The organism is Streptomyces sp. L2 (assembly GCF_004124325.1).
Lineage (GTDB): Bacteria > Actinomycetota > Actinomycetes > Streptomycetales > Streptomycetaceae > Streptomyces.
The window spans coordinates 6,908,389-6,934,717 of sequence record NZ_QBDT01000001.1; the positions used below are offsets into that span (position 1 = coordinate 6,908,389).

The 26,329-nt window shown below is 72.9% G+C and carries 29 protein-coding genes; 8 read left to right on the top strand and 21 right to left on the bottom strand.

Going from position 1 to position 26,329, the window contains the following annotated elements; genetic code table 11:
* Window positions 1-148 precede the first annotated feature (148 nt).
* A complete protein-coding gene (locus DBP14_RS30975; protein ID WP_129310740.1) occupies window positions 149-877 on the bottom strand; it encodes a glutamine amidotransferase in 729 nt (242 codons plus the stop codon).
* Window positions 878-899: 22 nt separating this feature from the next.
* Window positions 900-2,138, bottom strand: a complete 1,239-nt coding sequence (locus DBP14_RS30980; RefSeq protein ID WP_129310742.1) for a MurT ligase domain-containing protein — start codon at window positions 2,136-2,138, stop codon at window positions 900-902.
* A gap of 152 nt (window positions 2,139-2,290) precedes the next feature.
* Between DBP14_RS30980 and def the strand changes: the two genes are divergently transcribed.
* A complete protein-coding gene (def, locus tag DBP14_RS30985) occupies window positions 2,291-2,848 on the top strand; it encodes a peptide deformylase (protein ID WP_129310744.1) in 558 nt (185 codons plus the stop codon).
* 12 nt (window positions 2,849-2,860) lie between these two features.
* Here def and DBP14_RS30990 read toward each other — a convergent pair whose 3' ends face one another.
* Complete coding sequence (locus tag DBP14_RS30990; protein ID WP_129310746.1) at window positions 2,861-3,505, bottom strand: TetR family transcriptional regulator; 645 nt, start codon at window positions 3,503-3,505, stop codon at window positions 2,861-2,863.
* Between the two features lie 183 nt (window positions 3,506-3,688).
* Here DBP14_RS30990 and DBP14_RS30995 point away from each other — a divergent pair, with 183 nt between their 5' ends.
* Window positions 3,689-4,918 carry an acyl-CoA dehydrogenase family protein gene (locus tag DBP14_RS30995; protein WP_129310748.1) on the top strand — a complete coding sequence of 410 codons (1,230 nt, stop codon included), beginning with the start codon at window positions 3,689-3,691 and terminating at the stop codon, window positions 4,916-4,918.
* A gap of 82 nt (window positions 4,919-5,000) precedes the next feature.
* Here DBP14_RS30995 and DBP14_RS31000 read toward each other — a convergent pair whose 3' ends face one another.
* The 8 genes from DBP14_RS31000 to DBP14_RS31035 form a co-directional block, all read right to left on the bottom strand.
* Window positions 5,001-5,522, bottom strand: coding sequence for a cupin domain-containing protein (locus DBP14_RS31000; RefSeq protein ID WP_129310750.1), 522 nt, complete (start codon window positions 5,520-5,522; stop codon window positions 5,001-5,003).
* A 7-nt stretch (window positions 5,523-5,529) separates the two neighbouring features.
* Window positions 5,530-6,744 carry a cytochrome P450 gene (locus DBP14_RS31005; protein WP_129310752.1) on the bottom strand — a complete coding sequence of 405 codons (1,215 nt, stop codon included), beginning with the start codon at window positions 6,742-6,744 and terminating at the stop codon, window positions 5,530-5,532.
* A complete protein-coding gene (locus DBP14_RS31010; protein WP_129310754.1) occupies window positions 6,741-7,805 on the bottom strand; it encodes a type III polyketide synthase in 1,065 nt (354 codons plus the stop codon). Before DBP14_RS31010 ends, DBP14_RS31005 begins: the two co-directional genes overlap by 4 nt.
* Before the next feature lie 192 nt (window positions 7,806-7,997).
* Window positions 7,998-8,231, bottom strand: a complete 234-nt coding sequence (locus DBP14_RS31015) for a DUF6213 family protein (RefSeq protein ID WP_129310756.1) — start codon at window positions 8,229-8,231, stop codon at window positions 7,998-8,000.
* A 25-nt stretch (window positions 8,232-8,256) separates the two neighbouring features.
* Window positions 8,257-9,642: an NADP-dependent succinic semialdehyde dehydrogenase gene (locus tag DBP14_RS31020; RefSeq protein ID WP_129310758.1), complete on the bottom strand. Its 1,386-nt coding sequence runs from the start codon at window positions 9,640-9,642 to the stop codon at window positions 8,257-8,259.
* A 145-nt stretch (window positions 9,643-9,787) separates the two neighbouring features.
* Entirely contained in the window at window positions 9,788-10,261 is a 474-nt protein-coding gene (locus DBP14_RS31025) for an NUDIX domain-containing protein (protein WP_129310760.1), read from the bottom strand.
* Complete coding sequence (locus DBP14_RS31030) at window positions 10,258-11,796, bottom strand: ATP-dependent DNA ligase (RefSeq protein WP_129310762.1); 1,539 nt, start codon at window positions 11,794-11,796, stop codon at window positions 10,258-10,260. The genes DBP14_RS31025 and DBP14_RS31030 overlap by 4 nt, the downstream gene beginning before the upstream one ends.
* Window positions 11,797-11,836: 40 nt before the next feature.
* Complete coding sequence (locus DBP14_RS31035) at window positions 11,837-12,862, bottom strand: NAD(P)/FAD-dependent oxidoreductase (RefSeq protein ID WP_129310764.1); 1,026 nt, start codon at window positions 12,860-12,862, stop codon at window positions 11,837-11,839.
* A 65-nt stretch (window positions 12,863-12,927) separates the two neighbouring features.
* On the opposite strand from DBP14_RS31035, the gene DBP14_RS31040 reads away from it, so the two are divergent.
* From DBP14_RS31040 to DBP14_RS31060, 5 genes are all read left to right on the top strand, one after another.
* Window positions 12,928-13,500, top strand: a complete 573-nt coding sequence (locus tag DBP14_RS31040) for an XRE family transcriptional regulator (protein ID WP_129310766.1) — start codon at window positions 12,928-12,930, stop codon at window positions 13,498-13,500.
* Between the two features lie 102 nt (window positions 13,501-13,602).
* Complete coding sequence (locus DBP14_RS31045; protein ID WP_129310768.1) at window positions 13,603-14,568, top strand: NADPH:quinone oxidoreductase family protein; 966 nt, start codon at window positions 13,603-13,605, stop codon at window positions 14,566-14,568.
* Entirely contained in the window at window positions 14,565-15,782 is a 1,218-nt protein-coding gene (locus DBP14_RS31050; protein WP_129310770.1) for an acyl-CoA dehydrogenase family protein, read from the top strand. The genes DBP14_RS31045 and DBP14_RS31050 overlap by 4 nt, the downstream gene beginning before the upstream one ends.
* On the top strand, window positions 15,779-16,861 hold the full coding sequence (locus DBP14_RS31055) for an acyl-CoA dehydrogenase family protein (RefSeq protein WP_129310772.1): 1,083 nt from the start codon (window positions 15,779-15,781) through the stop codon (window positions 16,859-16,861). The genes DBP14_RS31050 and DBP14_RS31055 overlap by 4 nt, the downstream gene beginning before the upstream one ends.
* Window positions 16,862-16,980: 119 nt before the next feature.
* On the top strand, window positions 16,981-17,175 hold the full coding sequence (locus tag DBP14_RS31060; protein ID WP_129310774.1) for a hypothetical protein: 195 nt from the start codon (window positions 16,981-16,983) through the stop codon (window positions 17,173-17,175).
* Between the two features lie 37 nt (window positions 17,176-17,212).
* On the opposite strand, the gene DBP14_RS31065 is transcribed toward DBP14_RS31060, so the two are convergent.
* The 10 genes from DBP14_RS31065 to DBP14_RS31110 all read right to left on the bottom strand — a co-directional run bounded on the left by DBP14_RS31065 (window position 17,213) and on the right by DBP14_RS31110 (window position 24,502).
* The gene (locus DBP14_RS31065; protein ID WP_129310776.1) at window positions 17,213-18,454 is read right to left on the bottom strand and encodes a phosphodiester glycosidase family protein; all 1,242 of its coding nucleotides are present in this window, start codon (window positions 18,452-18,454) and stop codon (window positions 17,213-17,215) included.
* A gap of 75 nt (window positions 18,455-18,529) precedes the next feature.
* Entirely contained in the window at window positions 18,530-18,889 is a 360-nt protein-coding gene (locus tag DBP14_RS31070; protein WP_129310778.1) for a DUF779 domain-containing protein, read from the bottom strand.
* A gap of 135 nt (window positions 18,890-19,024) precedes the next feature.
* Entirely contained in the window at window positions 19,025-20,872 is a 1,848-nt protein-coding gene (locus DBP14_RS31075; protein ID WP_347239677.1) for a complex I subunit 5 family protein, read from the bottom strand.
* Between the two features lie 2 nt (window positions 20,873-20,874).
* On the bottom strand, window positions 20,875-21,222 hold the full coding sequence (locus tag DBP14_RS31080; protein WP_129310780.1) for a sodium:proton antiporter: 348 nt from the start codon (window positions 21,220-21,222) through the stop codon (window positions 20,875-20,877).
* A complete protein-coding gene (locus tag DBP14_RS31085) occupies window positions 21,219-22,106 on the bottom strand; it encodes an MnhB domain-containing protein (protein ID WP_129310782.1) in 888 nt (295 codons plus the stop codon). The genes DBP14_RS31080 and DBP14_RS31085 overlap by 4 nt, the downstream gene beginning before the upstream one ends.
* On the bottom strand, window positions 22,103-22,375 hold the full coding sequence (locus DBP14_RS31090; RefSeq protein WP_129310784.1) for a DUF4040 domain-containing protein: 273 nt from the start codon (window positions 22,373-22,375) through the stop codon (window positions 22,103-22,105). Before DBP14_RS31090 ends, DBP14_RS31085 begins: the two co-directional genes overlap by 4 nt.
* Window positions 22,372-22,683: a monovalent cation/H(+) antiporter subunit G gene (locus tag DBP14_RS31095; RefSeq protein ID WP_241741075.1), complete on the bottom strand. Its 312-nt coding sequence runs from the start codon at window positions 22,681-22,683 to the stop codon at window positions 22,372-22,374. Before DBP14_RS31095 ends, DBP14_RS31090 begins: the two co-directional genes overlap by 4 nt.
* Complete coding sequence (locus tag DBP14_RS31100) at window positions 22,680-22,943, bottom strand: monovalent cation/H+ antiporter complex subunit F (protein WP_129310786.1); 264 nt, start codon at window positions 22,941-22,943, stop codon at window positions 22,680-22,682. The genes DBP14_RS31095 and DBP14_RS31100 overlap by 4 nt, the downstream gene beginning before the upstream one ends.
* Complete coding sequence (locus DBP14_RS31105; RefSeq protein WP_129310788.1) at window positions 22,940-23,413, bottom strand: Na+/H+ antiporter subunit E; 474 nt, start codon at window positions 23,411-23,413, stop codon at window positions 22,940-22,942. The genes DBP14_RS31100 and DBP14_RS31105 overlap by 4 nt, the downstream gene beginning before the upstream one ends.
* Before the next feature lie 225 nt (window positions 23,414-23,638).
* A complete protein-coding gene (locus tag DBP14_RS31110; RefSeq protein WP_241741076.1) occupies window positions 23,639-24,502 on the bottom strand; it encodes a UbiA family prenyltransferase in 864 nt (287 codons plus the stop codon).
* A 727-nt stretch (window positions 24,503-25,229) separates the two neighbouring features.
* Between DBP14_RS31110 and DBP14_RS31115 the strand changes: the two genes are divergently transcribed.
* Window positions 25,230-26,321 (top strand): 3-oxoacyl-[acyl-carrier-protein] synthase III C-terminal domain-containing protein, encoded by a 1,092-nt coding sequence (locus DBP14_RS31115; RefSeq protein WP_241741077.1) that lies wholly within the window; start codon window positions 25,230-25,232, stop codon window positions 26,319-26,321.
* Window positions 26,322-26,329 lie beyond the last annotated feature (8 nt).

The following is a 26,329-nucleotide window of genomic DNA, read 5'->3' on the forward strand; positions in this document are numbered from 1 at the left end:
TCCGCCTGCTGGACGTGCCCGCACATGTGAGCGGACAGGCCGTCAGGCGGGCCCACCACGAGCCTGCCGGAACCCGCTGAAGCGCTGCTGAGACGCCGCTGAGACGCCGCTTGCGCGGCGGCCGGGAGGCGAGCCGGACGAAGGGCGATCACGCAGGCTGCTGCGCGGCGGCGATGCGCTCGCCCCGCAGCGCCTCGTACCACCGGTCGTCGATCGGCGGCAGCGCGTTGACGTCCAGCGCCAGCTTCAGCAGCAGGTCGGCGATCTGCGGGTTGCGGGCGAGCACCGGGCCGTGCATGTAGGTGCCGAAGACCGTCCCGTTGTACGCGCCCTCCGTGCCGTCCCCGGTGCCGTTGCCCCGGCCCAGCCGGACCTGGGCGAAGGGGCGGGCGGTGGGACCGAGGTGGGTGACGCCCTGGTGGTTCTCGAAACCGGTCAGCTGGGGCAGGCCGAGCTGCGGGTCGATGTCCCCGAGGACATCGCCGACGCACCGCTCGCCCTCGCCGCGCACCGACACCACGTCGAGCAGGCCGAGGCCGGGCTCGCGCTGGCCGAGGTCGTTGATGAACTCGTGCCCGAGGATCTGGTAGCCGGCGCACACCGAGAACAGGATCGCGCCGTTCTCCACCGCCCGGTGCAGATGGCCGTCGCGGCGCAGCCGCTCGGCCGCGAGCCGCTGCGGCCGGTCCTCGCCGCCGCCGATCAGGTAGATGTCACCGGAGGTCGGGATCGGCTGGTCACTGCGCACATCGAGCCGGGCCACGTCCAGGCCCCGCTGCCGCGCCCGGCGCTCCACGACGAGCGCGTTGCCCTGGTCGCCGTAGGTGCTCAGCAGGTCCGGGTAGATCCACACCAGCCGCAGTTGGTTGTCGCTCATGAGGTGATCGTCCTTCTCCTGATCAGTTGCCGACGCGGCGGCGCAGGTCCTGGAACGCGGTGTAGTTCGCGATGACCTCGATACGTCCCGGCGGGGCCGTCTGCACGGCCTGGTCGAGGTTCTCGCAGACCTGGAAGTGCTGGTTCGCGACCTCCAGGCGCACCGCGAGGTCGAGCTTGCGGTCACCGATGACGAAGATCGGGTGGCCGGTCAGCCGCGTGTAGTCGACGTCCCACAGCCAGGACGTGTCGGTGCCGTCGGCCCCGCGCGCGTTCACGGACAGGATCACCGGGGTGGGCGGCGGATCGATCAGGGAGAACGTCTCCAGCCAGCCGGCCGGGTTCTTCGCCAGCAGCAGCCGCAGGTCACGCCCCTGGAACTGGACGACGTCGTACCGCCCGGCCACGGCCTGCACCTGGTACATCCGCTCCAGGGCGACCTGCGGGGGCACCCCGAACACGGCGGCGACGGCCGCGGAGCTGGCCGCGTTCGCCTTGTTGGCCCGGCCCGGCAGCTGCAGGTGGATCGGCCAGGCGGACCCGTGCGGGTCGAGGACGTGGTCGCCGTTCAGGGCCCAGCTCGGCGTCGGCCGGCGGAAGCCGCACTCACCGCAGAACCAGTCGTCGCCGGGGCGCTGCATCACGCCGCCGCAGGACGGGCAGGACCAGGCGTCGTCCTTCCACATCTGGCCGGCGGCGACCCAGATCACGTTAGGGGAGGAGGAGGCGGCCCACACCACGAGCGGGTCGTCGGCGTTGGCGACGATGACCGCCTTGGACCCTGCCAGCCCCTCGCGCCAGTTCTCGGCGAGCATCCGGGTCTCGGCGGCGCGGTCGAGCTGGTCGCGGGAGAGGTTCAGCAGGGCGATGCACTTCGGGCTGGTGTCCCGGGCCACACCGGCGAGGTACTTCTCGTCGACCTCGATGACACCGAACTTCGCGTCCGAGCCGCCCGCGAGCGCGGAGGTGATACCGGCCGGCATGTTGGCGCCGAGCGCGTTCGACACGACCGGGCCCGCGGCGCGCAGCGCCTCCGCGATCAGCCGGGTGGTCGTCGTCTTGCCGTTGGTCGCCGACACCAGGACGACGTCCAGGTGCTGGGCGAGCCGGGCGAGCAGGTCGGGGTCGAGTCTCAGCGCGACCCGGCCACCGATCACCGACCCGCTGCCGCGCCCCGCGGCGCGCGATGCCGCAGCGACCGCCTTGCCCGCGGTCACGGCCAGCTTGGCCCGCGGCGAGAGCGGGTCCGAGTTGCCTGCCATCAGTTCTCGATCCTCCTTGCGTACGCGCCGCGCCTGAAGCTCGTCCGGCACGTGGTGTGTGCGTGAAGCCTATCGAGATCCGTATCCACACCCGAATCCCGGCCCGTACCCGCGCGGCTCGTGCGGGCCGAGGGAACCGTACCCTTGCCGCCATGCGACACGGTTCCATTCCGGGCGCCCGCGGGCGAGTCCGTCCTCTTTCCCTGCTCGGTGACCCGGTCCTGCGGGAGCCCTGCCGGGACGTCACCGATTTCGGCCCCGAACTGGCGGACTTGGTGGAGGACTTGTTCGCGACCATGTACGCGGCGCCGGGAGTGGGCCTGGCCGCGAACCAGATCGGGGTCCCGCTGCGGGTCTTCGTCTACGACTGCCCGGACGACGAGGACGTCCGCCACGTAGGGCACGTGGTGAACCCGCGGCTGGTGGCGGCCGACGGCGTGGTGCTCCGCGGCCCGGAGGGCTGCCTGTCCCTCCCGGGCCTGGAGGCGGGCACCGAGCGGTACGACCACGCGGTGGTCGAGGGCCGCACGGTGACGGGGGAGCCGGTCACCGTGCATGGCACGGGCTTCTTCGCGCGGTGTCTGCAGCACGAGTGCGACCACGTGGAGGGCCGGCTGTACGTCGATCACCTCACGGGGTGGCGGCGCCGCAGGTCGGCGAGGCAGATCACCCGGGCGCCGTGGCACCGGGCGAGTGCGGGGCAGCTCTAAAGGCTCCGGGTGTCAGAAGCCGGGGCCGCCGACGCGGTCTCCGGCCGCCGCGAGGCGGCCCCACAGCAGGTCGGCCAGGGACCGCACCAACTCGCTCCGGCCGCACGGCCGCTCCCCGAGCCACCAGTCGCCGGCCGCGTGCATCATGCCGACGATCCCGTGCCCCCACACCCGCGCCAGCTGCTGGCTGCCGGGGCCGAGGTCCAGCCGCTCCTCGATCACCTGGGCCAGTTCCTCGCCCATCCGCCGCAGCAGCGGGGCCGAGTGCTTGCCGAGGTCGAACCCCTGGTCGCTGCCCGCGCTGCCCTCGGAGGGGTGCATCAGGAACCGGTACACCTGGGGCCGGGCCTCGATCGCGGCGAGGTAGGTGTCCAGCGTGGACTCCACCCGCTCGCGCCGGTCGGCGGGAGCGTCCAGCGCCGCCCGCAGCGAGTTCAGCAGGGCGTCGGTGTGCCGCTTGGCCAAGGCCGCGTAAAGGCCGCTCTTGTCCCCGAAGTGGCGGTAGAGGATCGGCTTCGTGATCCCGGCTTCCGCGGCGATGGCGTTCATCGACGCCTGCGGTCCGTCGCGCAGCACCACCCGGTCCGCGGCCTCCAGCAACTCGCGCCGTCGGCGGTCGGCGGACCGCTGCTGATCGGTCCGCTGTGTGGTGTTCATGTGCTCTCCCCACCCATGCTGTTTCGGTGACGCCAGCGCAAACTAGCACTGACGGGGCCCCTGACATCGAACGGGATGCCGAGGCGGAGGCCGAGGCGTCATCGGGAGTTGACTTTTCCTACTGGTGAGTAACAGACTGGTGTTACCGTTAGTAACAACGCTTGCATCGCCGCTGGAGGGGTCATGGCCGAGTTCACCATGGAGCTGAACGACGAACAGAAGGAAGTCCGGGACTGGCTCCATGGCTTCGCGGCCGACGTGATCCGCCCCGCCGCCGCCGAATGGGACGAGCGCGAGGAGACTCCCTGGCCGGTCATCCAGGAGGCCGCGAAGGTCGGCATCTACTCCCTCGATTTCTACGCCCAGCAGTACTTCGACCCCACCGGGCTCGGTATCCCGATGGCGATGGAGGAGCTGTTCTGGGGCGACGCGGGCATCGCCCTCTCCATTGTGGGCACCGGCCTGGCCGCCGTGGGCGTTCTCGCCAACGGTACCGAGGAACAGATCGGCACGTGGATCCCGCAGATGTACGGCGACGCCAACGACGTCAAGGTCGCCGCGTTCTGCTCCTCCGAGCCCGACGCCGGCTCCGACGTCGCCTCCATGCGCACCCGCGCGGTGTACGACGAGGCCAAGGACGAGTGGGTGATCAACGGCACCAAGACCTGGGCGACCAACGGCGGCATCGCCAACGTCCACGTCGTCGTCGCGGTCGTCGACCCCGAGCTGGGCTCCAAGGGGCACGCGTCCTTCATCATCCCGCCGGGCACCGAGGGCTGCTCCCAGGGCCAGAAGTTCAAGAAGCACGGCATCCGCGCCTCCCACACCGCTGAGGTCATCCTCGACAACGTCCGCGTGCCCGGTTCCTGCCTGCTCGGCGGCAAGGAGAAGCTGGACGAGCGCCTGGCCCGGGCCCGCGAGCGGGCGAAGGCCGGCGGCGGCGAGCGCGTGAAGAACGCGGCGATGGCCACGTTCGAGGCCTCGCGGCCGGCGGTGGGCGCGATGGCCGTGGGCACGGCCCGGGCCGCGTACGAGGTCGCCCTCGACTACGCCAAGACCCGCGAGCAGTTCGGCCGGCCGATCATCGACAACCAGGGCGTCGCCTTCCAGCTGGCCGACATGCGGACGCAGATCGACGCTGCGCGGCTGCTGGTGTGGCGGGCGTCGTGGATGGCCGTGAACGGGAAGCCGTTCACCGCGGCCGAGGGGTCGATGTCGAAGCTGTTCGCGAGCGAGACGGCGAAGAAGGTGTCCGCGCAGGCGATTCAGATTCTGGGGGGGAACGGGTATACGCGGGAGTATCCGGTGGAGCGGATGCATCGGGATTCGGCGATCTACACGATCTTTGAAGGGACCAGTGAGGTTCAGCGGCTGGTGATTGCGCGGACCTTGTCCGGGATGGCTATTCGGTAGCGCCGTGGGGGTTCTGTGCGATTCGGGCTGACGGTTCGTCGTGGCTTGTCGCGCAGTTCCCCGCGCCCCTGGGTGGGTGTCCTCACCGGTGTCTCAGAGGTGTGAGTTGCTCTATGTCGTACTTGCTTCGAAGGGCCTCGATCGCCTCGTGATCCGGGGGGCCGCCCTCGCTCAGGATCTCCAGTAGTTCCTCGAAGTAGCGCTCGTGGTCGGGCGGGGGGCTGGCCTGGAAGAACATCCTTGCCGGGGTGTTCGTCGGGTTGGCGAAGGCGTGGGGGCAGCCGGGGGGGACGACGATGAGGGTGCCCGGGGTGGCCCGGACCACGCGGTTGCCCGAAGTCGACTCCCAGCGCTGCCAGTTGTCGGGGGTGCGGACGCGGGGCTCGAAGGCGAGGACGTCCAGTTCACCGTCCAGGACGTAGAACAGCTCCTCGCTGCGGGTGTGCACATGGGCGCCCACGTCGAAGCCGGGCGGGACCTCCACCTCGAAGGTGGAGGCCGTCCGGGAGTGGGTGCCGGTGACCTTGAAGGTCACGCGCTGGGCCGGTGCCTGGACGACGCGGCCGTGGCCCGGCGGGACGAGCAGCCCCTCGGTCGTCGTCATCGCGGGCTCACCACGCCACCGGGAGGGCCTCGGGACCGCGGATCAACGCGCCCTTCTTGAACGGCACCTGGTCCGGGTGCACCGCGAGCCTCAGGCTGGGGATCCGGTCCAGCAGGGCGTCGACGAGGAGTTCCGACTCCAGGCGGGCCAGCATGCCGCCGGGGCAGTAGTGCGGGCCGAAGCCGAAGGCCACGTGCGGGTTGGGGCTGCGGGTGACGTCGATCGTCTCCGGGTCGGGGAAGACGTCCGGGTCGCGGTTGGCGGCCAGGTAGGAGACGTAGATGGCGTCGCCCTCGCGGATGAGGGTGCCGGCGATCTCCACGTCCTCCAGCGCGATCCGGGACAGGCCGACCGCGTTGCGGTGCGGGATGTAGCGCAGGAGTTCGTCGATGGCCCGGGGGCGGACCCCCGGTTCCGAGCGCAGGCGTTCGGCCAGGTCCGGGCGGGTGAGCAGCAGGTGGAACATCTGGCCGCTGTTGTTGGTGACCGCCTCGCCGCCGATCTGGAGCAGCACCGCCAGGCCGACGGCCTCCTCCATGGTGATCTCGTCGCGGCCCACGGCGGCGCCCAGCAGGGAGGTGACGTCCTCGGCGGTGCTGCCCGCGCGCCGGCCGATCAGGTCGGTGAAGTAGGCGCTCATCTCGCGCTTGGCCTTCTCGCTGACCTCCTTGCCGTGCGCGGAGGACAGGATCAGCTGGGTCCAGGTGTGCATGCTCTGCCGGTCCGCGGCCGGGACGCCCATCAGCTCGCAGATCACCGCGATGGGGAAGGGGCTGAGCACCGCACGGGTGAGGTCGGCGGGCGGTCCGTCCTGGAGGAGTTCGTCCACGAGCTCGTCCAGCATGCCGCGCGCCTTGCCGCGGATGCGTTCCACGCCCTTCGCGGTGAACGCGGCGGCGACCGAGCGCCGTAGCCGGGTGTGGTCGGGCGGGTCGAGGAAGCCGACCGCGCCCCGGTCGGGGATGAAGTGCGGGGCGAGCCGGGTGACCTGCCGGCCCATGACCGCCTCCCGGCTGAAGCGGGGGTCGTTGGTGACCAGCCGTACGTCGTCGTACCGGGTGACCAGCCAGGCCCAGCCCTCGCCGTTGGGCAGCTGGATGCGGGTGACCGGACCCTCGTCCATCAGCTCGGTGAGCACCGGGTCGAAGTCGGTGCCGGACAGGTCGGCCGCCGGCCAGTGCCGGACCGGGGGCAGGGTCTCGGTGAGCGGTCCACTTGTCATCGCGGGTCTCCGTCCGCGCTGGTCCAGCGGCCGACGGTCATCTCGGCCGTGATGCCGGGACCGAACCCGGCGAGCAGCCCGCGCGCCCGGTCCGCCGCGCCGCCCTCGTCGAACAGCCGGCGCAGCGCGTCCAGGACCACGGCGCTGGCGATGTTGCCGTACTCGGTGAGCGTGGACCGGCTGAACCGGAACGCGTGCGGATCGACCTGGAGGAACGTGCTCAGGTCGTCGAGTATTCGGGGGCCGCCGGCGTGGATGATGTAGAAGTCCAGGTCGGACGCGTCCCAGCCGTGCGTGCCGGCCAGGTCCTTCAGCGCCGGGGCGAGCGGCTCCATGGTGGTGGGCACCCGCTTGTCGAGCATGAAGTGGAACCCGGTCTCGCGGACGTCGTACGCGATCCACTCCTCGGTCTTCGGGATGAGGTACGAGCCGTTGCGCTCCAGGTGGACGCCGGTGCCGCCGCGGCCGCGTACGACGGCGGAGGCGATGCCGTCGCCGAACAGGCCGTTGGACAGCAGCGAGCCGACACCGAGGTCGGTGGGCTGGTAGCACAGCGAGCAGAACTCGCAGGCCACGATCAGCACGTTGGCGTCGGGGTACGCCGTGCAGAAGTCATGGGCCCGGTTGATCGCCGCGCCGCCGGCCGCGCAGCCCAGCTGGGCTATGGGCAGTTGCCGGGTGGTGCTGTCGAAGTCCATCGAGTTGATCAGCCAGGCCGTGAGCGAGGGCATCATGAAGCCCGTGCACGACACGTAGATGATCACGTCGATGTCGGTGGTGAGCAGTTCGGCGTCGTCGAGCGCCCGCTGGACCACCGCCGGCACCCGGGCCTTGGCCTCGGCCTCGTAGACCTTGTTCCGCTCCTGGAAACCGGGATGTCGCAGCGTCTCCTCGATGGGCTGCACGATGTGCCTGGTGCGCACGCCCGTGTTCTCTATCAGCCTGAGCGCCAGCGGCAGTTGTGGGTGGTCCGCGTGCCGGGAGCGGGCCAGCTCCAGCGTCTCCTCCATCGTGATCACGTGCTCCGGAACCGACACCGAGGGTCTGCACAAAGTCGCCATGAACCGTCCCTGCTTTCTGGGTTCCGGCAGGCGTGCGCCCGCCGGTCAGAAGGTGGTTCACCTCAGGAGGTGCTCCACCCACGATCACCCGGCAGGGCGAAGATCTCTCGCCGGACTACTCCAGATCGGGGACACGGTGTCGCACACGTCACGTGCGCCGGAGGGCGGACGAACAGGCCCGGACCGGCGGAACTACGGCGCCCCGCTGCTGTGCGCGATGCAGGCCACGTCGATACGGTCCGCGAGTTTCGCCAGCTCGATGGTCAGCGCGGCCACCGTGTCCTCGTCCAGGCCCTGCTCCCCGGCCTCGACCAGCCGCAGCCACCGCCCACCGACCGTCCGCAACAGCTTGCTCACGTCCGACGCGGAGACCTGCAAGGTGCCGCGGTCGTCGACGATCAGAGGGAGAGTCACTTCGCGGTTCACAAACGGGATGGTAGCCGCGTGGTCGTCACGCACCCTGCCAAACCGTGGTGATGTTGCAGAACTCCCGGATTCCGTGCCCGGACAGCTCACGCCCGTAGCCCGAGCGCTTCACCCCGCCGAACGGGAACGCCGGGTGGGAGGCGGTCATCCCGTTGACGTACACGGCACCCGCCTCCAGATCGCGCGCGAACCGCTCCAGCTCGGTCTCGTCCCGCGTCCACACGTTCGAACTGAGGCCGAACGGCGAGTCGTTGGCGATGAGCAGCGCCTCGTCCAGGTCGCCTGCCCGGTACAGCGTGGCGACCGGCCCGAACGCCTCCTCGCGGTGGATACGCATCTCCCGGGTGATGCCGGCCAGCACCGTCGGCGGGTAGTACCAGCCGGGCCCGTCCGGCCGCTGCCCGCCGCACAGCACCTCGGCGCCGCCCCGGCGGGCGTCGTCGACCAGTTCCTCCAGGTCGGTGCGCCCCTGTTCGCTGACGAGCGGCCCGACCTCGGTGTCCTCCTCCATCGGGTCGCCGACCTTCAGCGCCTTCATGCCCTCGGTGAAGCGCGCGGCGAAGGCGTCGTACACGTCCGTGTGCGCGATGAACCGCTTGGCGGCGATGCACGACTGCCCGTTGTTCTGCACCCGCGCGGTCACCGCGACCTGAGCCGCGCGGTCCAGGTCGGCCGACGGCATGACGACGTACGGGTCGCTGCCGCCCAGCTCCAGCACCGTCTTCTTGATCATCTCCCCGGCGGTGGAGGCGACCGCCCGGCCCGCGGGCTCGCTGCCGGTGAGCGTCGCCGCCTTGACCCGCTCGTCGCGCAGGATGTCGTCGACCGCGCCGGAGCCGATCAGCAGCGTCTGGAAGCAGCCCTCCGGGAAGCCCGCCCGGTGGAACAGATCCTCCAGGTAGAGGGCCGTCTGGGGCACGTTGGAGGCGTGCTTGAGCAGGCCCACGTTGCCCGCCATCAGCGCGGGCGCGGCGAAGCGGATCACCTGCCAGAGCGGGAAGTTCCACGGCATCACCGCGAGCACGGGCCCGAGCGGGCGGTAGCGGACCCGGACCCGGGAGGCACCGGAGTCCCGTACGTCCACCGCGTCCGGCTCCTCGTCGGCCAGCAGACCCTCGGCCCGGTCGGCGTACCAGCGCATCGCCTTGGCGCACTTCGCGGCCTCCGCCCGGGCCTGCTTGACCGGCTTGCCCATCTCCGTGGTCATCACCCGGCCGATCTCCCGCTGGTCCTCGTCCAGCAGGTCGGCGGCCCTGTTCAGCAGGCGGGCACGCTCGGCGAACGTGCTCGTCCGGTAGGTGCGGAACGTGGCCTCGGCGAGCTGGAGCCGGCGTTCCAGCTCCTCCTCACCCATCGGCTCGTACGTCTTGAGCGTCTCGCCGTTCGCCGGGTTCACCGTGGCGATGGGCATGGCTGACCTCCCTGGGAGCGGGCTTGCTTCGACCTTCGCGCGCGCGGGCGCCCGCCGCAACGCGTGGGCCGCTGTCGCGGTGGTGGGCCGTTGTGGCGGCCCACCGCGTCGGGTGGCACGTTCTCGCGGCGGCGCGCCGTCGTCGTCAGGCCGAGTGCTCCGCCAGCCGGTCCAGAAACGCGGCCTGCGCCGTGATGATCACCTCGCGGGCCCGCCCCAGACCGAACCAGGCCACCCGGTCCAGTTCGGGGAACTCCTGGATCCGCCCGGAGCGCGGTGGCCACTGCATCGTGAACGTGCCGGGCTCGATCGCCGCCGGGTCCACCTCGCCCTCGACCGCCCAGGCCGTCACGATCTTGCCGCTCTTCTGCACCACCTCGCCCAGCGGTACGGCCTCCCCGTCGGGCGGTGCCAGCCCCAGCTCCTCCCGGAACTCGCGGCGGGCCGCGTCCCAGGCCGGCTCGTCGGCCTCGTACTCGCCTTTGGGGACGGTCCAGGCCCCGGCGTCCTTCTTCGCCCACAGCGGTCCGCCCATGTGCCCGAGCAGCACCTCCAGCCCCTCCCCGCCGCGCCGGAACACCAGCAGTCCCGCACTGCGCTTCGTCGCACGCACCGTCACGGTGAGACCTCCGGGTGGGCCGCCAGCAGGGCCTCCACCGTATCCGCCTCCTCGGGGCGTTTGTCCTCGCGGTAGCGCACCACGCGCGCGAACCGCAGGGTGACGCCGGCCGGGTAGCGGGAGGAGCGCTGCAGTCCGTCGTAGGCGATCTCGACGACGAGTTCGGGGCGCACGGTGACCCCCCAGCCGTGCTCCCGCACAGCCAGCTCCTGGAGCCGCCCGGTCTGCCAGGCGAGCAGGGCGTCGGTCATTCCCTTGAAGGTCTTGCCGAGCATGGCGAAGGTGCCGTCCGGGTTGCGGGCGCCGAGGTGCAGGTTGGAGAGCTTCCCGGTGCGCCGGCCGTGGCCCCACTCGGCGGCCAGCACGACCAGGTCGAGGGTGTGGATGGGCTTGACCTTCAGCCACGAGGCACCGCGTCGGCCCGCGCTGTAGGGGGCGTCGAGCGCCTTGACGACCACGCCCTCGTGGCCCCGGGCCAGGGTGTCGGCGAGGAACCGTTCCGCCTCGGCGGTGTCCTCCGGCCCCGACGCCACCGTACGGCGCACCCGCATCGGCTCGGGCACCAGCCGCGCCAGCACCGCGTGCCGTTCGGCGAACGGCAGGTCCAGCAGATCCCGGCCGTCGACCGACAGCGCGTCGAAGAAGACGGGGGAGACGGGGACCTCCCCGGCGGCCTTCGCCACGTCCGTGCGGGAGCCGACCCGGCCGGCCGTCTCCTGGAAGGAACGCGGCCGGCCGTCGGCGCCGAACGAGATCACCTCCCCGTCCAGGATGAACCGCTCGCCCGCCAACCCCAGCGCGGCGTCCGTCACTTCGGGCAGCCGGGCGGTGATGTCGTCCAGCGTCCTGGTGTGCACGTGGACCGTGTCGCCGTCCCGGTGCACCTGCACCCGGATGCCGTCCAGCTTCTCCTCCACCGCGCACGCGCCGAGCTTCTCGACCGCCTCGGCGACCGAGGAGGCGCTGTGCGCGAGCATCGGCAGCACCGGACGGCCCACCGTCAGCCGGAACCGCTCCAGCGCCGGCGGCCCCTCGGCGAGGAGCGCGCCGGCCACCGACTGCAGCGAACCGGCGAGCATCACCGCCCGCCGCACCGCCGCCGGATCCGCGCCGGTCGCCCTTGCGAGACCCTCCACGGCGACGGCGTCCAGCGCGCCCTGGCGGACCTCGCCGGTGAGGAGGCCGAGCAGGAAGCGCTGCTCGGCCTCGGTGGCCAGGGCCATCAGCTCGCCGACTCTCCGGGAGCGTTCCGCCTGCGAGCCGGGGCCGGACACCTTGCCCAGGTCGGTGAGGCGGGCGTCGACGTCCCGGACGGTGAGGGTCGGCTGGGCCGCCGGCTCGACGGGGCGGGCCAGTACCTTCCAGCCGACGCCGAGGCGTCCCTGCGGGAGGCGTCCCGCCAGGTAGGGGATGACGATGGGCGCGTCGTCGGGGGTGGCCTCCCGGAAGAGGTCGGCGAGGAGGTCTGTCTTGCGGGTCCGGGACGCCGTTGCTGTGACTTCTTGGGAGACTTGGGCCAGCCGGGCTAGCAACATGGGTCCAGGGTGCACCAGGGGTGGGGTGGCCGCGCGGTTTTCAGCTGCGGGTGCGTTGTGGTTGCTCGCGCCCACGCGGCGCCGGCCGCATATCGGATACAGCCCCGCGCCCCTTCGGGGCGCTCTCGTCCAGGTCCGTGAACAGGAGCTCTGCGTTGATCGCCGCTCCTGCTCTGTAGCCCCTGCTTGCCGCGTTGATGACCTGTTCCGCGTAACCGCTGGTGTTGCCTGCTGTCCAGAGGCCGGCGACGGTGGTCTGGCCGCGTTCGTCGATGACCGGGTAGGCGCCGAAGGGGGTGTCGTGGAGGTCGGCGCCGAGGCGGACGAGGAGGTCGTTCTGGGGGACGGCGTGCGGGGCGGCGTAGAGGACCTCGCGGTCGTGGACCGCGCCGTCGGTGAGGCGGAGGCCGGTGAGGCGGTCCTCGGTGACGACCAGGGCCTCGACCTCGCCGGGTACGACGGTGACGCCGGCGGTGGCGAGCCGGCGCAGGTCGTCGTCGGTGAGGGCGGCCTCGGGCACCTGGTGCAAGAAGAGGCGTACGTCCTTGGACCACTGGGTGACCATGAGGGCCTGGTGCACGCTCATCGGCGTGGTGGCGAGGACGCCGGTGGGCAGGTCGCGGGCCTCCCAGCCGTGGCAGTACGGACAGTGGATCACGTCCCGGCCGAACCGCTCGGCCAGGCCGGGCAGCGGCGGCAGCTCGTCCCGCAGGCCCGTGGCGACGACCAGCTGCCGGGCCCGTATGGTGCGCCCGGTCGCCAGGGTCACGGCGAAGTCCCCGTCGCGGCGGGCGTCCACGGCCCGGTCCCGGACCAGTTCGACGCCGTACCGGGCGATCTCCTCGCGGCCGATCGCCAGGAACTCGGCCGGGGACATGCCGTCCCGGGACAGATAGCCCTGCATGTGCGCGGCCGGCGCGTTGCGCGGTTCGCCCGCGTCGACGACCAGGGTGCGGCGCCGGGCCCGGCCCAGGACCAGGGCGGCGGACAGCCCGGCCGCGCCGCCTCCGACCACGACGACCTCGTACCGGCCGCTGTCGGTTTCCCGCGTGCTGTTTTCGGTCATGCGGCGAGGGTCACGCGTACGTCGGCGGATTGACAAACGTGTTTGCCGATTCTGCAATGAACCTCATGACGACCGAAGACGTACTGGCCGGCGTCGGCCCCCGGCTCCGGCGCCTGCGCAAGGAGCGCGAGGTGACCCTGGCCGCGCTGTCGGAGACCACCGGCATCTCCGTGAGCACCCTGTCCCGGCTGGAGTCGGGACTGCGCAAGCCGAGCCTGGAGCTGCTGCTGCCGATCGCGCAGGCCCATCAGGTCCCGCTCGACGAACTGGTCGGAGCGCCGGCCGTGGGGGACCCGCGGGTGCGGGCGGAGCCGATCGTCCGGGGCGGCCGCACGCACTGGCCGCTGACCCGCCAGCCCGGCGGACTGCAGGCCTACAAGGTCCTCGAACCGCGGCGCAGGCAGGAGCCGGAACCGCGCACCCACGAGGGGTACGAGTGGCTGTACGTGCTGGCCGGACGGCTGCGGCTGGTGCTCGGCGAGCATGACGTGGTGCTGACGGCGGGCGAGGCGGCCGAGTTCGACACGCGGGTGCCGCACTGGTTCGGATCGACGGGGGAGGGGCCGGTGGAGTTCCTGAGCCTGTTCGGGCCGCAGGGGGAGCGGATGCACGTGCGGGCCCGGCCCCGCAGGACGTGACGCGGGGAACGGATTCCGGGCGCCTGTTCCCTGATGAGCAAGCGACCGCTTAGTATGCGATCGGAAGCCGGTCAGACGAACGCAGTCCCGTGGAGGCCCCGCATGCAGGCATGGCACGTGCACGAGAACGGTGAGCCGAGCGAGGTGATGCGCCTCGCCGAGGTGGAGCGGCCCGTGCCCGGCGCCGGACAGGTGCTGCTGCGGGTGCGCGCCGCCAACGTCAACTTCCCCGACGCCCTGATGTGCCGGGGCCAGTACCAGGTGCGGCCGCCGCTGCCCTTCACGCCCGGTGTGGAGATCTGCGGCGAGACCGAGGACGGCCGCCGGGTGATCGCCAACCCCGCGCTGCCGTACGGCGGCTTCGCCGAGTACGCCGTCGCCGACGCGGCCGCCGTCCTGCCGGCCCCCGGCTCGCTGGACGACGCCGAGGCCGCCGCGCTGCATATCGGCTACCAGACCGGCTGGTTCGGCCTGCACCGCCGGGCCCGCCTGGAAGCCGGCGAGACCCTCCTCGTGCACGCCGCCGCCGGCGGCGTCGGCAGCGCGGCCGTCCAGCTCGGCAAGGCCGCCGGAGCCTGTGTGATCGGCGTGGTCGGCGGTGCGGCGAAGGCCGCCGTCGCCCGCGAGCTGGGCTGCGACGTGGTGGTCGACCGGCACGCCGAGGACGTCATCGCGGCCGTGAAGGAGGCCACCTCGGGCCGCGGCGCCGACGTGATCTACGACCCGGTCGGCGGCGACGCCTACGCCCAGTCCGCCAAGGTGGTCGCCTTCGAGGGCCGGATCGTCGTCGTCGGGTTCGCCAGCGGAAGCATCCCGAACCCGGCGCTCAACCACGCCCTCGTGAAGAACTACGCCATCCTGGGCCTGCACTGGGGCCTGTACAACACCAAGAACCCCAAGCTGGTCGGGCAGTGCCACGAGCAGCTCACCGAACTGGCCGCCCGGGGCGCGATCAAGCCGCTGATCAGCGAGCGGGTCCCGCTGGACCGGGCCGCGGAGGCAGTGCAGAAGGTGGCCGACGGCCGGTCCAGCGGCCGGATCGCCGTCCTGACGGAGGAGTCCGCATGAGCGACGGAGACCGCGTGAGCGACGGAGTCCGCAACAGCGACGCCGAGGAACTGCGCAGCCGTACACGGGAGTTGCTGGCGGCGCATCCGCCGGCCGGGACCGACCGCCTGGACTTCCTGCGGGCCCGGTTCGACGCCGGACTCGCCTGGGTGCACTACCCGGAGGGCCTCGGCGGACTCGGTGCCCCGCGCTCCCTCCAGGCCGTCGTGGACGCCGAACTGGAGGCCGCGGGCGCCCCCGACAACGACCCCCGGCGCATCGGCATCGGCCTCGGCATGGCCGCCCCGACCGTCCTCGCCTACGGCACCGAGGAGCAGAAGCGGCGCTACCTGCGCCCGCTGTGGACCGGGGAGGAGGTCTGGTGCCAGCTGTTCAGTGAGCCCGGCGCCGGCTCCGACCTGGCCGCGCTCGGGACCCGCGCGGTCCGGGAGGGCGAGGAGTGGGTGGTCAACGGGCAGAAGGTGTGGACCTCCAGCGCCCACGTCGCCCGCTGGGCCATCCTCATCGCCCGCACCGACCCGGACGTCCCCAAGCACGCCGGGATCACCTACTTCATCTGCGACATGACCGACCCGGGCGTCGAGGTGCGGCCGCTGCGCCAGATCACCGGCGAGGCCGAGTTCAACGAGGTGTTCCTCACCGACGTCCGCATCCCCGACTCCCGCCGCCTCGGCGCGGTCGGTGACGGCTGGCGGGTCGCCCAGACCACGCTGATGAACGAGCGCGTCTCCATCGGCGGCATGCGGCTGCCCCGCGAGGGCGGCATGATCGGCCCCGTCACCAGGACCTGGCGCGAGCGGCCCGGACTGCGCACCCACGACCTCCACCAGCGGCTGCTGAAGCTGTGGGTCGAGGCCGAGGTATCCCGTCTCACCGCCGAGCGGCTGCGCCAGCAACTCGCCGCCGGCCAGCCCGGATACGAGGGCTCCGGCATGAAACTCGCCTTCGCCCGGCTCAACCAGGAGATCAGCGGCCTGGAGGTGGAACTCCGGGGCGAGGAGGGCCTGCTGTACGACGACTGGACCATGCGCCGCCCCGAACTGGTCGACTTCACCGGCCGGGACGCCGGGTACCGCTACCTGCGGTCCAAGGGCAACAGCATCGAGGGCGGGACCAGCGAGGTCCTGCTGAACATCGTCGCCGAGCGCGTCCTGGGCCTGCCCGCCGAGCCGCGCACCGACAAGGACGTCGCCTGGAAGGACCTGGCCCGATGAGCGCACAGCCCGACCTGCTGTACTCGGAGGAGGAAGAGGCCCTGCGGGCCGCCGTCCGCGACCTGCTCGGGGACCACTGCGACGCGGCCGGCGTGATCACCCGCGCCGAGTCCGGCGCGCCGCACGACCTCGCCCTGTGGAAGTCCCTCGCCGACGGCATGGGCCTGGCCGGCCTGCTGGTGCCCGAGGCACAGGGCGGCCAGGGCGCCACCTACCGCGAAGTCGCCGTCGTCCTGGAGGAGTTGGGCCGGGCCGTCGCCCCCGTCCCCTATCTGACCAGTGCCGTGGTGGCCACCGAGGCCCTGCTGGCCTGCGGGGACGAGGAGTTGCTCGGCCGGCTGGCATCCGGTCGGACCATCGGCGCCCTCGCCCTCGGGCTGCACCTGGCACCGGGCGCCGCCTTCCCGGCCGTACCCCTGGACGGTGGCCGTCTGCACGGGGTGCTGACCGGCGTCGCCGACGCGGCAGCCGCCGACGTGCTGCTCGTCCCGGCCGACGACGGCGGGCTGTACGCCGTGGCCGCCGAGGAGGTGACCGTCACCCCGCAGGTCTCCCTGGACCTCACCCGGCCGGTGGCCCGGGTGCTGCTCGACGGCGCGGCCGGCCGCCGGATCGGCGACGCCGAACCCGCAGTACGCCGTGCCCTGCGCGCCGCCGCCGGACTGCTCGCCTCCGAACAACTGGGCCTCGCCGACTGGGCGCTGACCGAGACGGTCCGCTATCTGAAGGAGCGCAAGCAGTTCAACCGGCCCGTCGGCGGCTTCCAGGCGCTCAAGCACCGGCTCGCCCAGCTGTGGCTTGAGGTCGTGAACCTCCGGGCCGCCGCCCGCGCCGCCGCCGACGCGCTCACCACCGGCGAGGACACCGACCTCACGGTCGCCGTCGCCCAGGCCTACGCCGCCCCCGTCGCCGTACGCGTCACGGAAGAGGCGCTGCAGCTCCACGGCGGGATCGGGATGACCTGGGAGCACCCCGTCCACCTGTACCTGAAGCGGGCCAAGGCCGACTCGATCGCCTACGGCACCGCGGGCGCCCACCGGGAGGCACTGGCCGCACTGGCCGGCATCCCGTCGCCCTGAGCGGACCACCGGCCGGAACACCACACGATCGGCGGACATGTCAGCCGCCCGGACGAACCCTCCGCTACGCCACACTTACGGCCGAACGCCGCTAAAGGGGCGTGGCGGAGGAGGTTCCGATGGCCATTTCCATCTCTGTGGTGCTGCTGCTCCTGATCCTGGCCGTGATCTTCATGCGCAGCGGTGCGCTGAAGGTGTCCCACGGGCTGGTCTGCATCCTGCTCGGCTTCTACCTGGCGAGCACGAGCATGGCGCCCACCATCAACAGCGGGCTCACCGCCACGGCCGACCTGGTGAGCAGCCTGCGGCCCTGACCGGCCGACCGGTCGTCAGGACACGGCCGAGTGGTCGTCAGGACGTGGAGAACACCCCGATGCCGTTCGCCACGGGCCGTTCCGCGCCGCCGCTCGGATGGTTGCGGACCGTCACCCGGCTCGCGGCCGGCGGACGGGCCACCAACTCCGAGGAGCCGCCGCCGTCGAAGTTGAACGCGTCCGACGCGCCCAGCGTCCGCAGCGTGTCCGCCTCCTCGGCGATGGTCATGCCGGTGCGGTACGCGGAAGCACCGTCCAGTGCGAGAAGGAACAGCGTCCGTCCGCTGCTGCTGAAGCCCGCTGCGGTCCGTACGGCCGAGACGCTGTCGTCGAGTCCGGGCAGTGCCTGGCCGTCGCGCAGCACCGGGTAGCCGCCGATCGCGAACACGAACGGCACCCCGCCCGTCGCCGGCACCAGCTCGTGCCGCACGGTGACCTGCTCGCCCGGGGACAGCTTCCGCAGCTCGTCCGCGCCGGCCTCGCGGCCGAGCAGCACGGTGGTGTCCGCCGGTACCGCTCCGCTGCCCGGGTGGTCCGACGTGGACACCACCCGGCCGTCACGGACCGTCACCTCGTAGGTGTCCGTGGTGCATCCGTCAGCGCGGCTGGTGTCCGTGCCGCAGACGGCACGCTCCCGGGAGACGCTGCCCCACAGGGACGTGTAGGCGCCGACCGAGTTCTGCGGCAGCGCGTACTGGTTGAGGCCGCCCAGCGTCAGCTGCCCGTCCGGTGTGGCGACGGCACCGGAGAGGGTGAGGCGGTCCAGGCGGGCACGCCGGTCGGTGCCCATGCCGAGGACGTCCGTCGTGGCGGTGCCCGGCGGCAGCGCCGGCCCGAACCGCTGGGCCCTGGGCACCGCCGCCTTCAGCGCCTGTCCGTGTGCCACCGCCGGGCCCACGCTCGCGCCGGTCGCCTCGACGCCCGGGTGCTGCGTTTCGCTGATGTCGAAGAAGTCGCCGTTGACACCGGCGACCGCGCCCGCCGCGTCGGCCAGCCCGGAGACGGTGGCCCGGGCGGCCACCGCCCCCGGGTACAGCAGGTCCAGGCTCACGTGCGGGTTGGCCAGGTCGACCGTGAGGAGGTGGGCGTGCGCCTCACCCGCGCCGGCGTCGATGTCGAACTGCCGGTAGGTGATCCCCGGCGCCAGGGTCGTCCCGTCCGACGCGGCCCCGGCCGGTGCCGCCCCGACGAGGGCCACGCCGGCCAGAGTGCCGAACGCGGTGAGGATCGTGAGTGCTGTTCTGCTCGCTGCCAGTCGTCGTCTTCGCCGGTGGGTCACCGTCACTCCTGATGTCTCGTCAACTGTCCGGGGGGACAAGGGCAGTGGACCAGACGGGAGCGGCCGGCGCGCTTTCTAGGCGTCGACTACGCGAGAACGGGTGAGAAAACGCACCCCCTCGGGCGCCTCCAGCGAGAAGCCGCTGCCCCGTCCGGGTACCACGTCGACGATCAGCCGGGTGTGGCTCCACACCTCGTACTGGCTCCGCGACATCCAGAAGGTGACGGGCTCCTCGACGCCGTCGACGGCCAGCTCGGCCAGCAGCACGTCCGAGCCGCCCGTACGGAACTCCCCGTCCGGATAGCACATGGGTGCGCTGCCGTCACAGCAACCGCCCGACTGGTGGAACATCAGCGGACCGTGCTCGGCGCGCAGCCGCCGCACCAGAGCGGCGGCCTCGGGTGTCAACTCGACACGCGGAGTCTTCTCGTCCATCGTCACCGTCCTGGGCGTGGGAAGCGTCGAGCACCGGACCGGCCCCAGTCTCACGTGCCGTCAGGGACACGTCCAGAGCGGCCCCGTGGGCGCCTGAGGCACGACGGGACATCGCGGCAGGGGTCATCGGGGCGATCAGCGCAGCGGCAGACCCACCAGCGCGGCGAGACCCGCCACCCCCAGCGCCAGCCAGGCGACGTAGTCGCCCACGTGCCCGGAGTGCAGCCGGCGCAGCCCCGCGAGGGCGGCCGCGCCGGGCCGGAGCAGGGCCCGGAACGCCGGACCGGGGCGGGGGAACCAGATCGCCAGGCAGGCGAGGGCCACCGCGAGGGCGGCCGACAGGACGTCCAGGAGGACTCCGGCCAGGGTCCAGTCCGTGTGCAGCGTGAACGGCACCCGGTGCGGCGCGGAGCCGGTGAGGGCCCGGGCGATGTAGCCCGCCGGGTCGGTGAAGTCGAGTGCGGCGTGCCCGAACGCGGCCCCGCTGTGCGGGAGCAGCCCGATCACCAAGGAGCCGAGGACCAGGACGGTGATCGCGGCGAGCATGGTGCGCGGAACCTCGTGCAGTTGCTCCGTCTCCCGCGCCTCGTGCGTGCCGGTGGTCCGCTCCCCGTCGCCCTCGCCGTCCTTGCCCTCGTCGTCCTCCGGCACCGGGCCCCACCCCAGATGGACGCGCAGGCCCGCGCGCAGCACCGCGGCACCCGTCACGGCGGAGACGAGCACGAACACCCCCGTCACCCACGGATAGCCGGCGACGCTGAGGGCGTCCTCGCTCACCGCCTTGCCGAGCCCGGTGCCGAACGGCGGCAGTCCCGCGAGCCCGAGGGCCGCGGCGAAGAACAGCCACGCGGTGACCCCCCTGCCGCCGCGGCCGTGCAGGACCAGCTCGTCGACGTTCCCCTCCCGAGCCAGCAGGATGCCCACGAGCAGGAACAGCGCGGCCTTCACCCCCGCGTGGCCGGCCACGTACAGCGCGGCGCCGGCCGTGCCGTCCGGGTCGAGCGAGGCGAACCCGAGCGTGAACAGGCCGACGTGCGCGATCGTCGAGTAGGCCAGCAGCCGCTTGAGGTGCCGTTGCGGGAAGCACATCAGCGCGCCCACCACCGCCGTCAGCGTGCCGAGGACCAGGAACACCCGGCGGATGTCGTCGTGCGGCAGGGCCGAGCCGAACACCACCCAGTACACCCGGGCCGCGCCGTACAGGCCCAGTTCCACCATCACGCCCGAGAACAGCACGCACACCGGAGCCGGGGCCACCGCGTGCGCGTCGGCGAGCCAGAAGTGGAAGGGCACCATGGCGGCCTTGACCAGGAACCCCGTGACGATCAGGACGAAGGCCGCCACGACCAGGGCGTCCGGCCGCTGCCCTGCCAGTCTCGCGCCGAGCTGCGGCAGCCCGAGCTGCCCGAGCCGGGAGTACAGGATGCCCACCCCGGCCAGCGACAGGTAGGCGCCCAGCGAGTTGACGATGGCGAAGTTGAGGCCGCCCTGCACCGCCGTGGCGTCCTCGATCTTCAGGCCGGTCAGGGCGTAGGCGACCGCGCCCATCAGCTCGAAGAACACGAACATGTCGAAGACGTCGCCGGAGAGGCAGAACCCCGCCATGCCCGCCAGGAAGAGCAGCATCAGCGCGTGGAAGTAGCCGCGCACGGCGTCGTAGTAGCGCCAGCTGAACAGCAGCGCACAGCTCACCAGGGCGCCGATCAGGAGGGCGAGGCCGGCGCTCATGGTGTCCGCGGTGAGGGGGATGCCCACGCCGGTGTCGTGCGCCGGCCGCCAGGCGCCGATCCAGGCGACCGTGCGGCCCCGCGCGGCCTGGAACAGCACGGCCGCGGCCGAACCGGTCACGGCGAGGGCGCAGCCCGTGGCGAGCAGGTCGAGCGCCGGGCGGGGCAGCCGGCTGCCCGCGGCGACCAGCAGACAGGCGACGACGATCGGCAGCGCGATCATGAAGGGCAGCAGGTGCGCCGCGGTGTCGGCCACGCTCAGCCTCGCAGGGCGACGAGCTCGTTGGGATCGACCGTGCGGTGCCGCTTGTTGACCTGGATGGCCAGGGCGAGCAGGAGCGCGGTGACGGTGGCCGAGACGACGATGTCGGTGAGGGTCATGGCCTGCACCACCGGGTCGACGACGTTCCGGTTCGGCTTGGTGGTCGAGCCGAACACCGGCGCGGTGGCGCCCTGCTGGTAGCCGACGGCGAGCAGCAGGACGTAGGTGCCGGACTGGCACACCGACAGGCACACGATCGCGTGGACCATGTTGCGGCTCCGGCAGATGCCGTACGCCCCGGCCAGCATCAGCCAGGCCGCGACGCAGTAGGGGTAGATGCTCATCGGCCGCCCTTCTCCTCGGTGCCGCCCCCGTCGTGCCCCTCGTCCCTCTCGGTCCCGTCGCTGTCGTCGTCCCCGTCGGCCCGGTCGTCCTTGTCGCCGTCGCCGTCGCCGTCGCCGTCCCCGTCGCCCCCGTCGTCGTCCTCGTCGTCCCGGGCGGCGACCGAGACGGTGAGGTCCTCGGTGAAGAAGTGGGTGAGCAGCACGACGATCCCGCAGGCGACCTCCACCCCGACGAGCGCGTTCAGCACCGGCACCGTCCCCGCGGAGATCAGGCTGCCGAAGGATCCCAGCGGCAGTACGTTCTCCAGGAACGCGGTGCCGACGAGGATCCCGGCCAGGCCCAGCACGGTGAACATCCCCGCGCCGAGCGCCTCCCCGACGTCGAACACCTCCACCGGCCGCAGCCGTTCCAGCGCGCGGTAACTGCCCGCCAGGTACAGCAGATGGATGCCGGTCGCCAGCACCACACCGCCCTGGAAACCGCCGCCCGGTGTCACCTGTCCGTGCGCCACCACGTCGAAGCCCACGATCAGCGTGACCGGCAGCAGCACGTACCCCGTCAGCCCGGTCGCCTCCAGCGTCCGGCCGGTGCGCGGGCTGCGCCGCTCGCTCTCGCGCTGCGCGGGCCGCAGCAGCGCCGCCGCGCCGACCACCGAGCCGAGCAGGATCGTCTCCTCGCCGAGCGTGTCCAGGGCGCGCTGGTCGAAGTTGACCGCCGACACCACGTTCGCGGTGACGTGCTTCACCGCCGCAGGCACCGCCAGGTCCCGGTAGAGGTGGACGTCCGTCCCGAACGCCGGCATCCGCAGGAACGCCAGGACCAGCAGCGCCGCCAGTGCCGATGCGGCGACCAGATAGACGGCGACCCGGCCGCGCTCGCTCACTCGCCGTCCTTCCCGCCGTCGAGGCCCTCGCCCCGCTGGTCGCGGCGGATCCGGCGGATGCCGAGCATCACCATCAGCGGCACCACGGCCGCCCCCACCCCGAGCTGGGACAGCGCCACGTCGGGCGCCTGCACCGCCACGAACAGCACGGTCAGGGCCAGCCCGTACACCGACAGGGTGACCGCCTGCCGCTCGGGCGCGTGGGTGCCGACCACCGCCGCGCCCATCGCGGCGACCAGGGTGAGCGCCACCGCGATGATCGCGGTCATGACGGCGATTCCTCGTCGACGAGACCGGTGCGCTGGGCCACCACCCGGGCGGTCGCGGCCTCCAGCACCGGCGCGCTCAGCGCGAGCAGAGCGACGATCAGGATGTCGAGGCCCGCGGTCAGCCCCCAGCCGTTCTCCAGCACCAGCGCCACCGCGATCAGGGGGGCGCCGAGCGAGGTGGCGGGGGTGAGGAAGTGCAGCCGGTTGTAGACGTGCCGCATGGCGAGCGCGGCCAGCGCCGACGCCACCACGACCACCGTCCCGGCGGTCTCGCAGACCACGGCGGCGACGTGCGCGGGCCCGCTCACGAGTCCTCCGCGGGCGGCGCGAGCAGCCGCGTGAAGACCAGCGTCCCGGCGAACGACACCAGCACCATCACCAGCGGCACGATGAGGTACGACGGCTGCTCCAGCCCCTGGATCAGCAGGAGCAGGAAGAGCACGGCCACCGCGCCGCCGATCTCCAGCCCGATCAGCCGGTCCACCGGCTCCCCGCGCACCGCCAGCAGCGCGGCGGGCGGGAAGCCGCCGGCCAGCAGCGCCAGCGCGCCGATCTGCCACGCGTTCACCGGCCGACCGCCTTCTCCACCAGCGACGTCTTTCCGGACAGCGAGTGCACCACCAGCCGGTGCCGCTCGGGGTCGTCGTCGATGACGAACGTGCCGGGCGTCGAGCACAGGGTGACGGTGGCCAGCGCCCGGCGGGCCGCCGCCACGGGTTCCGGCTCGTCGTGCGGCAGCCCCACCTCGCGCACCCGCCCCGGCGCGTCCGCGTCCCCGGCGTGCCGGACGGCTGTCCAGAACACCCGCGCGGTGTCGCCGAGCACGGAGAGCGGCAGCGCGGCGGCCCACCGGAGCCAGCCGGCCCGCGGCCGCCAGCGGCCACCGACGGCTCGGCGCCCGGCGACGGCGGCGACGGCCGCCGGCAGCCCGCAGGCCGCCGCGACCACCAGGTCCGGCACGGTGACCGACGACAGCGTCAGCAGCCAGACGCCGACGGCCGCACCCCACCACCAGACGAGCTCGACAGCCCCGGCCATCGCCACACCTCCGCCGCCACTCGTACGTCCGCCTCCCGCACGGCGCCCGCGGCCGAGTAACGCTCACCGCCGCCACACGGCGGGCACCGGCGGACCCCGCCCCGCGACCGTCCACCATCCTGGCGAGTCCCGCCGCCCGCCCCGCGCAACGACGACGGGCAAGTCACCCGAATGCCGGTCGCCGCGGCGGCGGCACGGGCGGCCCGGGTGGCCGCCGGCCGGCGGTCAGGTCATGTCCGAGCCCCGGAGCAGCAGTTCGGCCACCGCGAGGCCGGCCACCACGATCGCCGACCGGAACGGCCACCGGCCACGCGCCGCCGACGGCACGGCCGTACCCGCGACCGCCACGCCCCCGGCCACCACCGTCAGCACCCAGTCCGCCCCGGTGACCCCTCCCGGCCGCCCCGTGGCGATGACGACCAGGGCGGTCAGCATGACGAACGGGGCCAGGCAGCGGCAGCCCGGCCGGCCCAGCCGCTGCGGCAGCCCGCGCACCCCCGTCGCGAGATCGTCCTCGATGTCCGGCAGCACGTTCACCAGATGGGCGCCCACGCCCAGCAGCGCGCCCGCCGTCAGCACCCACCAGGCGGGCGGCGCCGGCGCCGGCAGCCCCAGGGTGACGAACGCCGGCAGTGAGGCGAAGCCCACGGCGTACGGCAGCGGGGAGAACACCGTCCGCTTCAACCGCAGGTTGTACGACCAGCCGGCGGCCACGCCCACCAGGTGTACGGCTCCGGCGGCACCGCCGCTCAGCAACGACAGCGGCACGCACAGCGCCAGGGCCGTCCCGGCCGCGACGGCCACCGCCCGACGCGGGAGTTCACCGGTGCCCACCGGCTTGTCGGGGCGCCCGCAGGCCCGGTCCCGCCCGGCGTCCGCCGCGTCGTTGGACCAGCCGACGGAGAGCTGACCGGCCAGCACGGCCGCGGCCACCGCGGCCGACCCCGCCGGCCCGCGGCCCGCAGCGGCGGCCAGCGCGGTCACGAACACGGTCACCGCGACGGCCGGCTCCAGGTGACAGGACCGCAGCAGCAGCACCGGGACCCGGTGTGTCGTAGGGGAGAGAACCCCAGACGGGTGGAGAGACACGTACGCACGGTAGCCGGGCGCCCGGGACGAGGAAGACATGAGCGACATGCGTGTCCCCGCAATCAACACCCCGACCGCTTCCGGCCCCGCCCCCGTCGCGTCCGCTTCCGCGGCGTCCGGGCCGGCGGGGCCCCCTCGCGCGGCTTCGGCATCCGCCGCGCCCGCCCCGCACGCGCAGCAGGCCGACACCGGACTGGACCCGGCCGCCCCGGCCGTCCAGGTCCGGGCGGCAACTGCACCGACGGCTCCCCTTGCCCATGCACCCGCGCCCGTACCGGTCGCTCCGGGCTCCCCGTTCGGCCCGGCGACCGCGGCGGCCCCGGCGTCTCCCTTCCGCACGGAGTCCGTGGCGGCCCCGGCCGCTCACGGGCAGTTGGCCGCACCGACGGCTCCTCCTGCCAATGCGCCCGCGCCCGCACCGGTCGCTCCGGCCTATCCGCTCGGTCCAGCGTCCGTGTCGGCGCCCGCGTCTCCGCTCGGCACGGAGCCCGTGGCGGCCCCGGCGCCGCCGCCCGCTCAGGGGCAGGCGGCCACTTCGACGGCTCCTCCTGCCAATGCGCCCGCGCCCGCACCGGTCGCTCCGGCCTATCCGCTCGGACCGGCGTCCGTGTCCCTCCCGGCGCCCCCGCTCGCCCCCGCTCCCGGCCCTGCCCCCATGCTCGCCGGTGCCGCAGTTCTCGCTCCCGCCCCAGGGCCCTCTCCCGTCGTGCTGCCGGGGAGGACGAGTGTGCCGGCGCCGGCGGGGAGTGTGATCGCTGCCGTCCGTACCGCGCTGCCGCCGTACCGGTACGCGCAGGAGGACCTCACGGAGGCGATCGGTGACCTGTGCCTGCCCGCGGGGGCCGATCGCGCTCTGCTGCGGCGCCTGCACGCCTCGGCCGGGGTGCGCACGCGTCATCTCACCCTGCCGATCGAGCGGTACGCCACGCTGGGCGACTTCGGCCGCAGCAACGGCACCTGGCTGGCCGCCGGCCTCGACCTCGCCGAGGAAGCGCTCAGCGGCGCGCTGAAGGAGGCGGGGCTGCGGCCGGCCGACGTCGACCTGCTGGTGTGCACCTCCGTCACCGGCGTCGCCGCGCCCTCCCTGGACGCCAGGCTCGCCGGACGCCTGGGGCTGCGGCCCGACGTCAAGCGGCTCCCCCTGTTCGGCCTGGGGTGCGTGGCGGGCGCGGCCGGACTGGCCCGGGTGCACGACTACCTGCGCGGGCACCCTGACGACACCGCCGTCCTGCTCGCCGTCGAACTGTGTTCCCTGACCCTTCAGCGGTGCGACGACTCCCGTGCCAACCTCGTCGCCGGCGCGCTGTTCGGCGACGGCGTGGCGGCGCTCGTCGCACGAGGCAGCGCCACCGGCGGCGGAGGAGGCGGCGGACCGGAAGCGGCCGGACCGTCGGTGGTCGCCACGCGCAGCCACCTGTACCCGGACACCGAGCGGCTCCTCGGCTGGGACATCGGCGCCGGCGGTTTCCGCGTGGTCATCGACGCCGGTGTGCCCGGCATCGTGCGCGACCACCTCGGCCGGAACCTGCGCGCCTTCCTGGCCGAACAGGGCCTGACCACCGACGACATCGGCACCTGGGTGTGCCATCCCGGCGGCCCCAGGATCCTGTCCGCCGTCACCGAGGCCCTCGCCCTGCCCGGCCACGCCCTGGACTCCGCCCGGAACTCCCTCGCGACGGTGGGGAACATGTCGTCCGTCTCCGTACTCCACATCCTGCGGACCCTCCAGGACGCTCCCCGCCCGCGGCCCGGTACCTGGGGGCTGCTGGTGGCCATGGGCCCCGGTCTCTGTTCCGAACTCGTCCTGCTGCGCTGGTGAGTGATCCC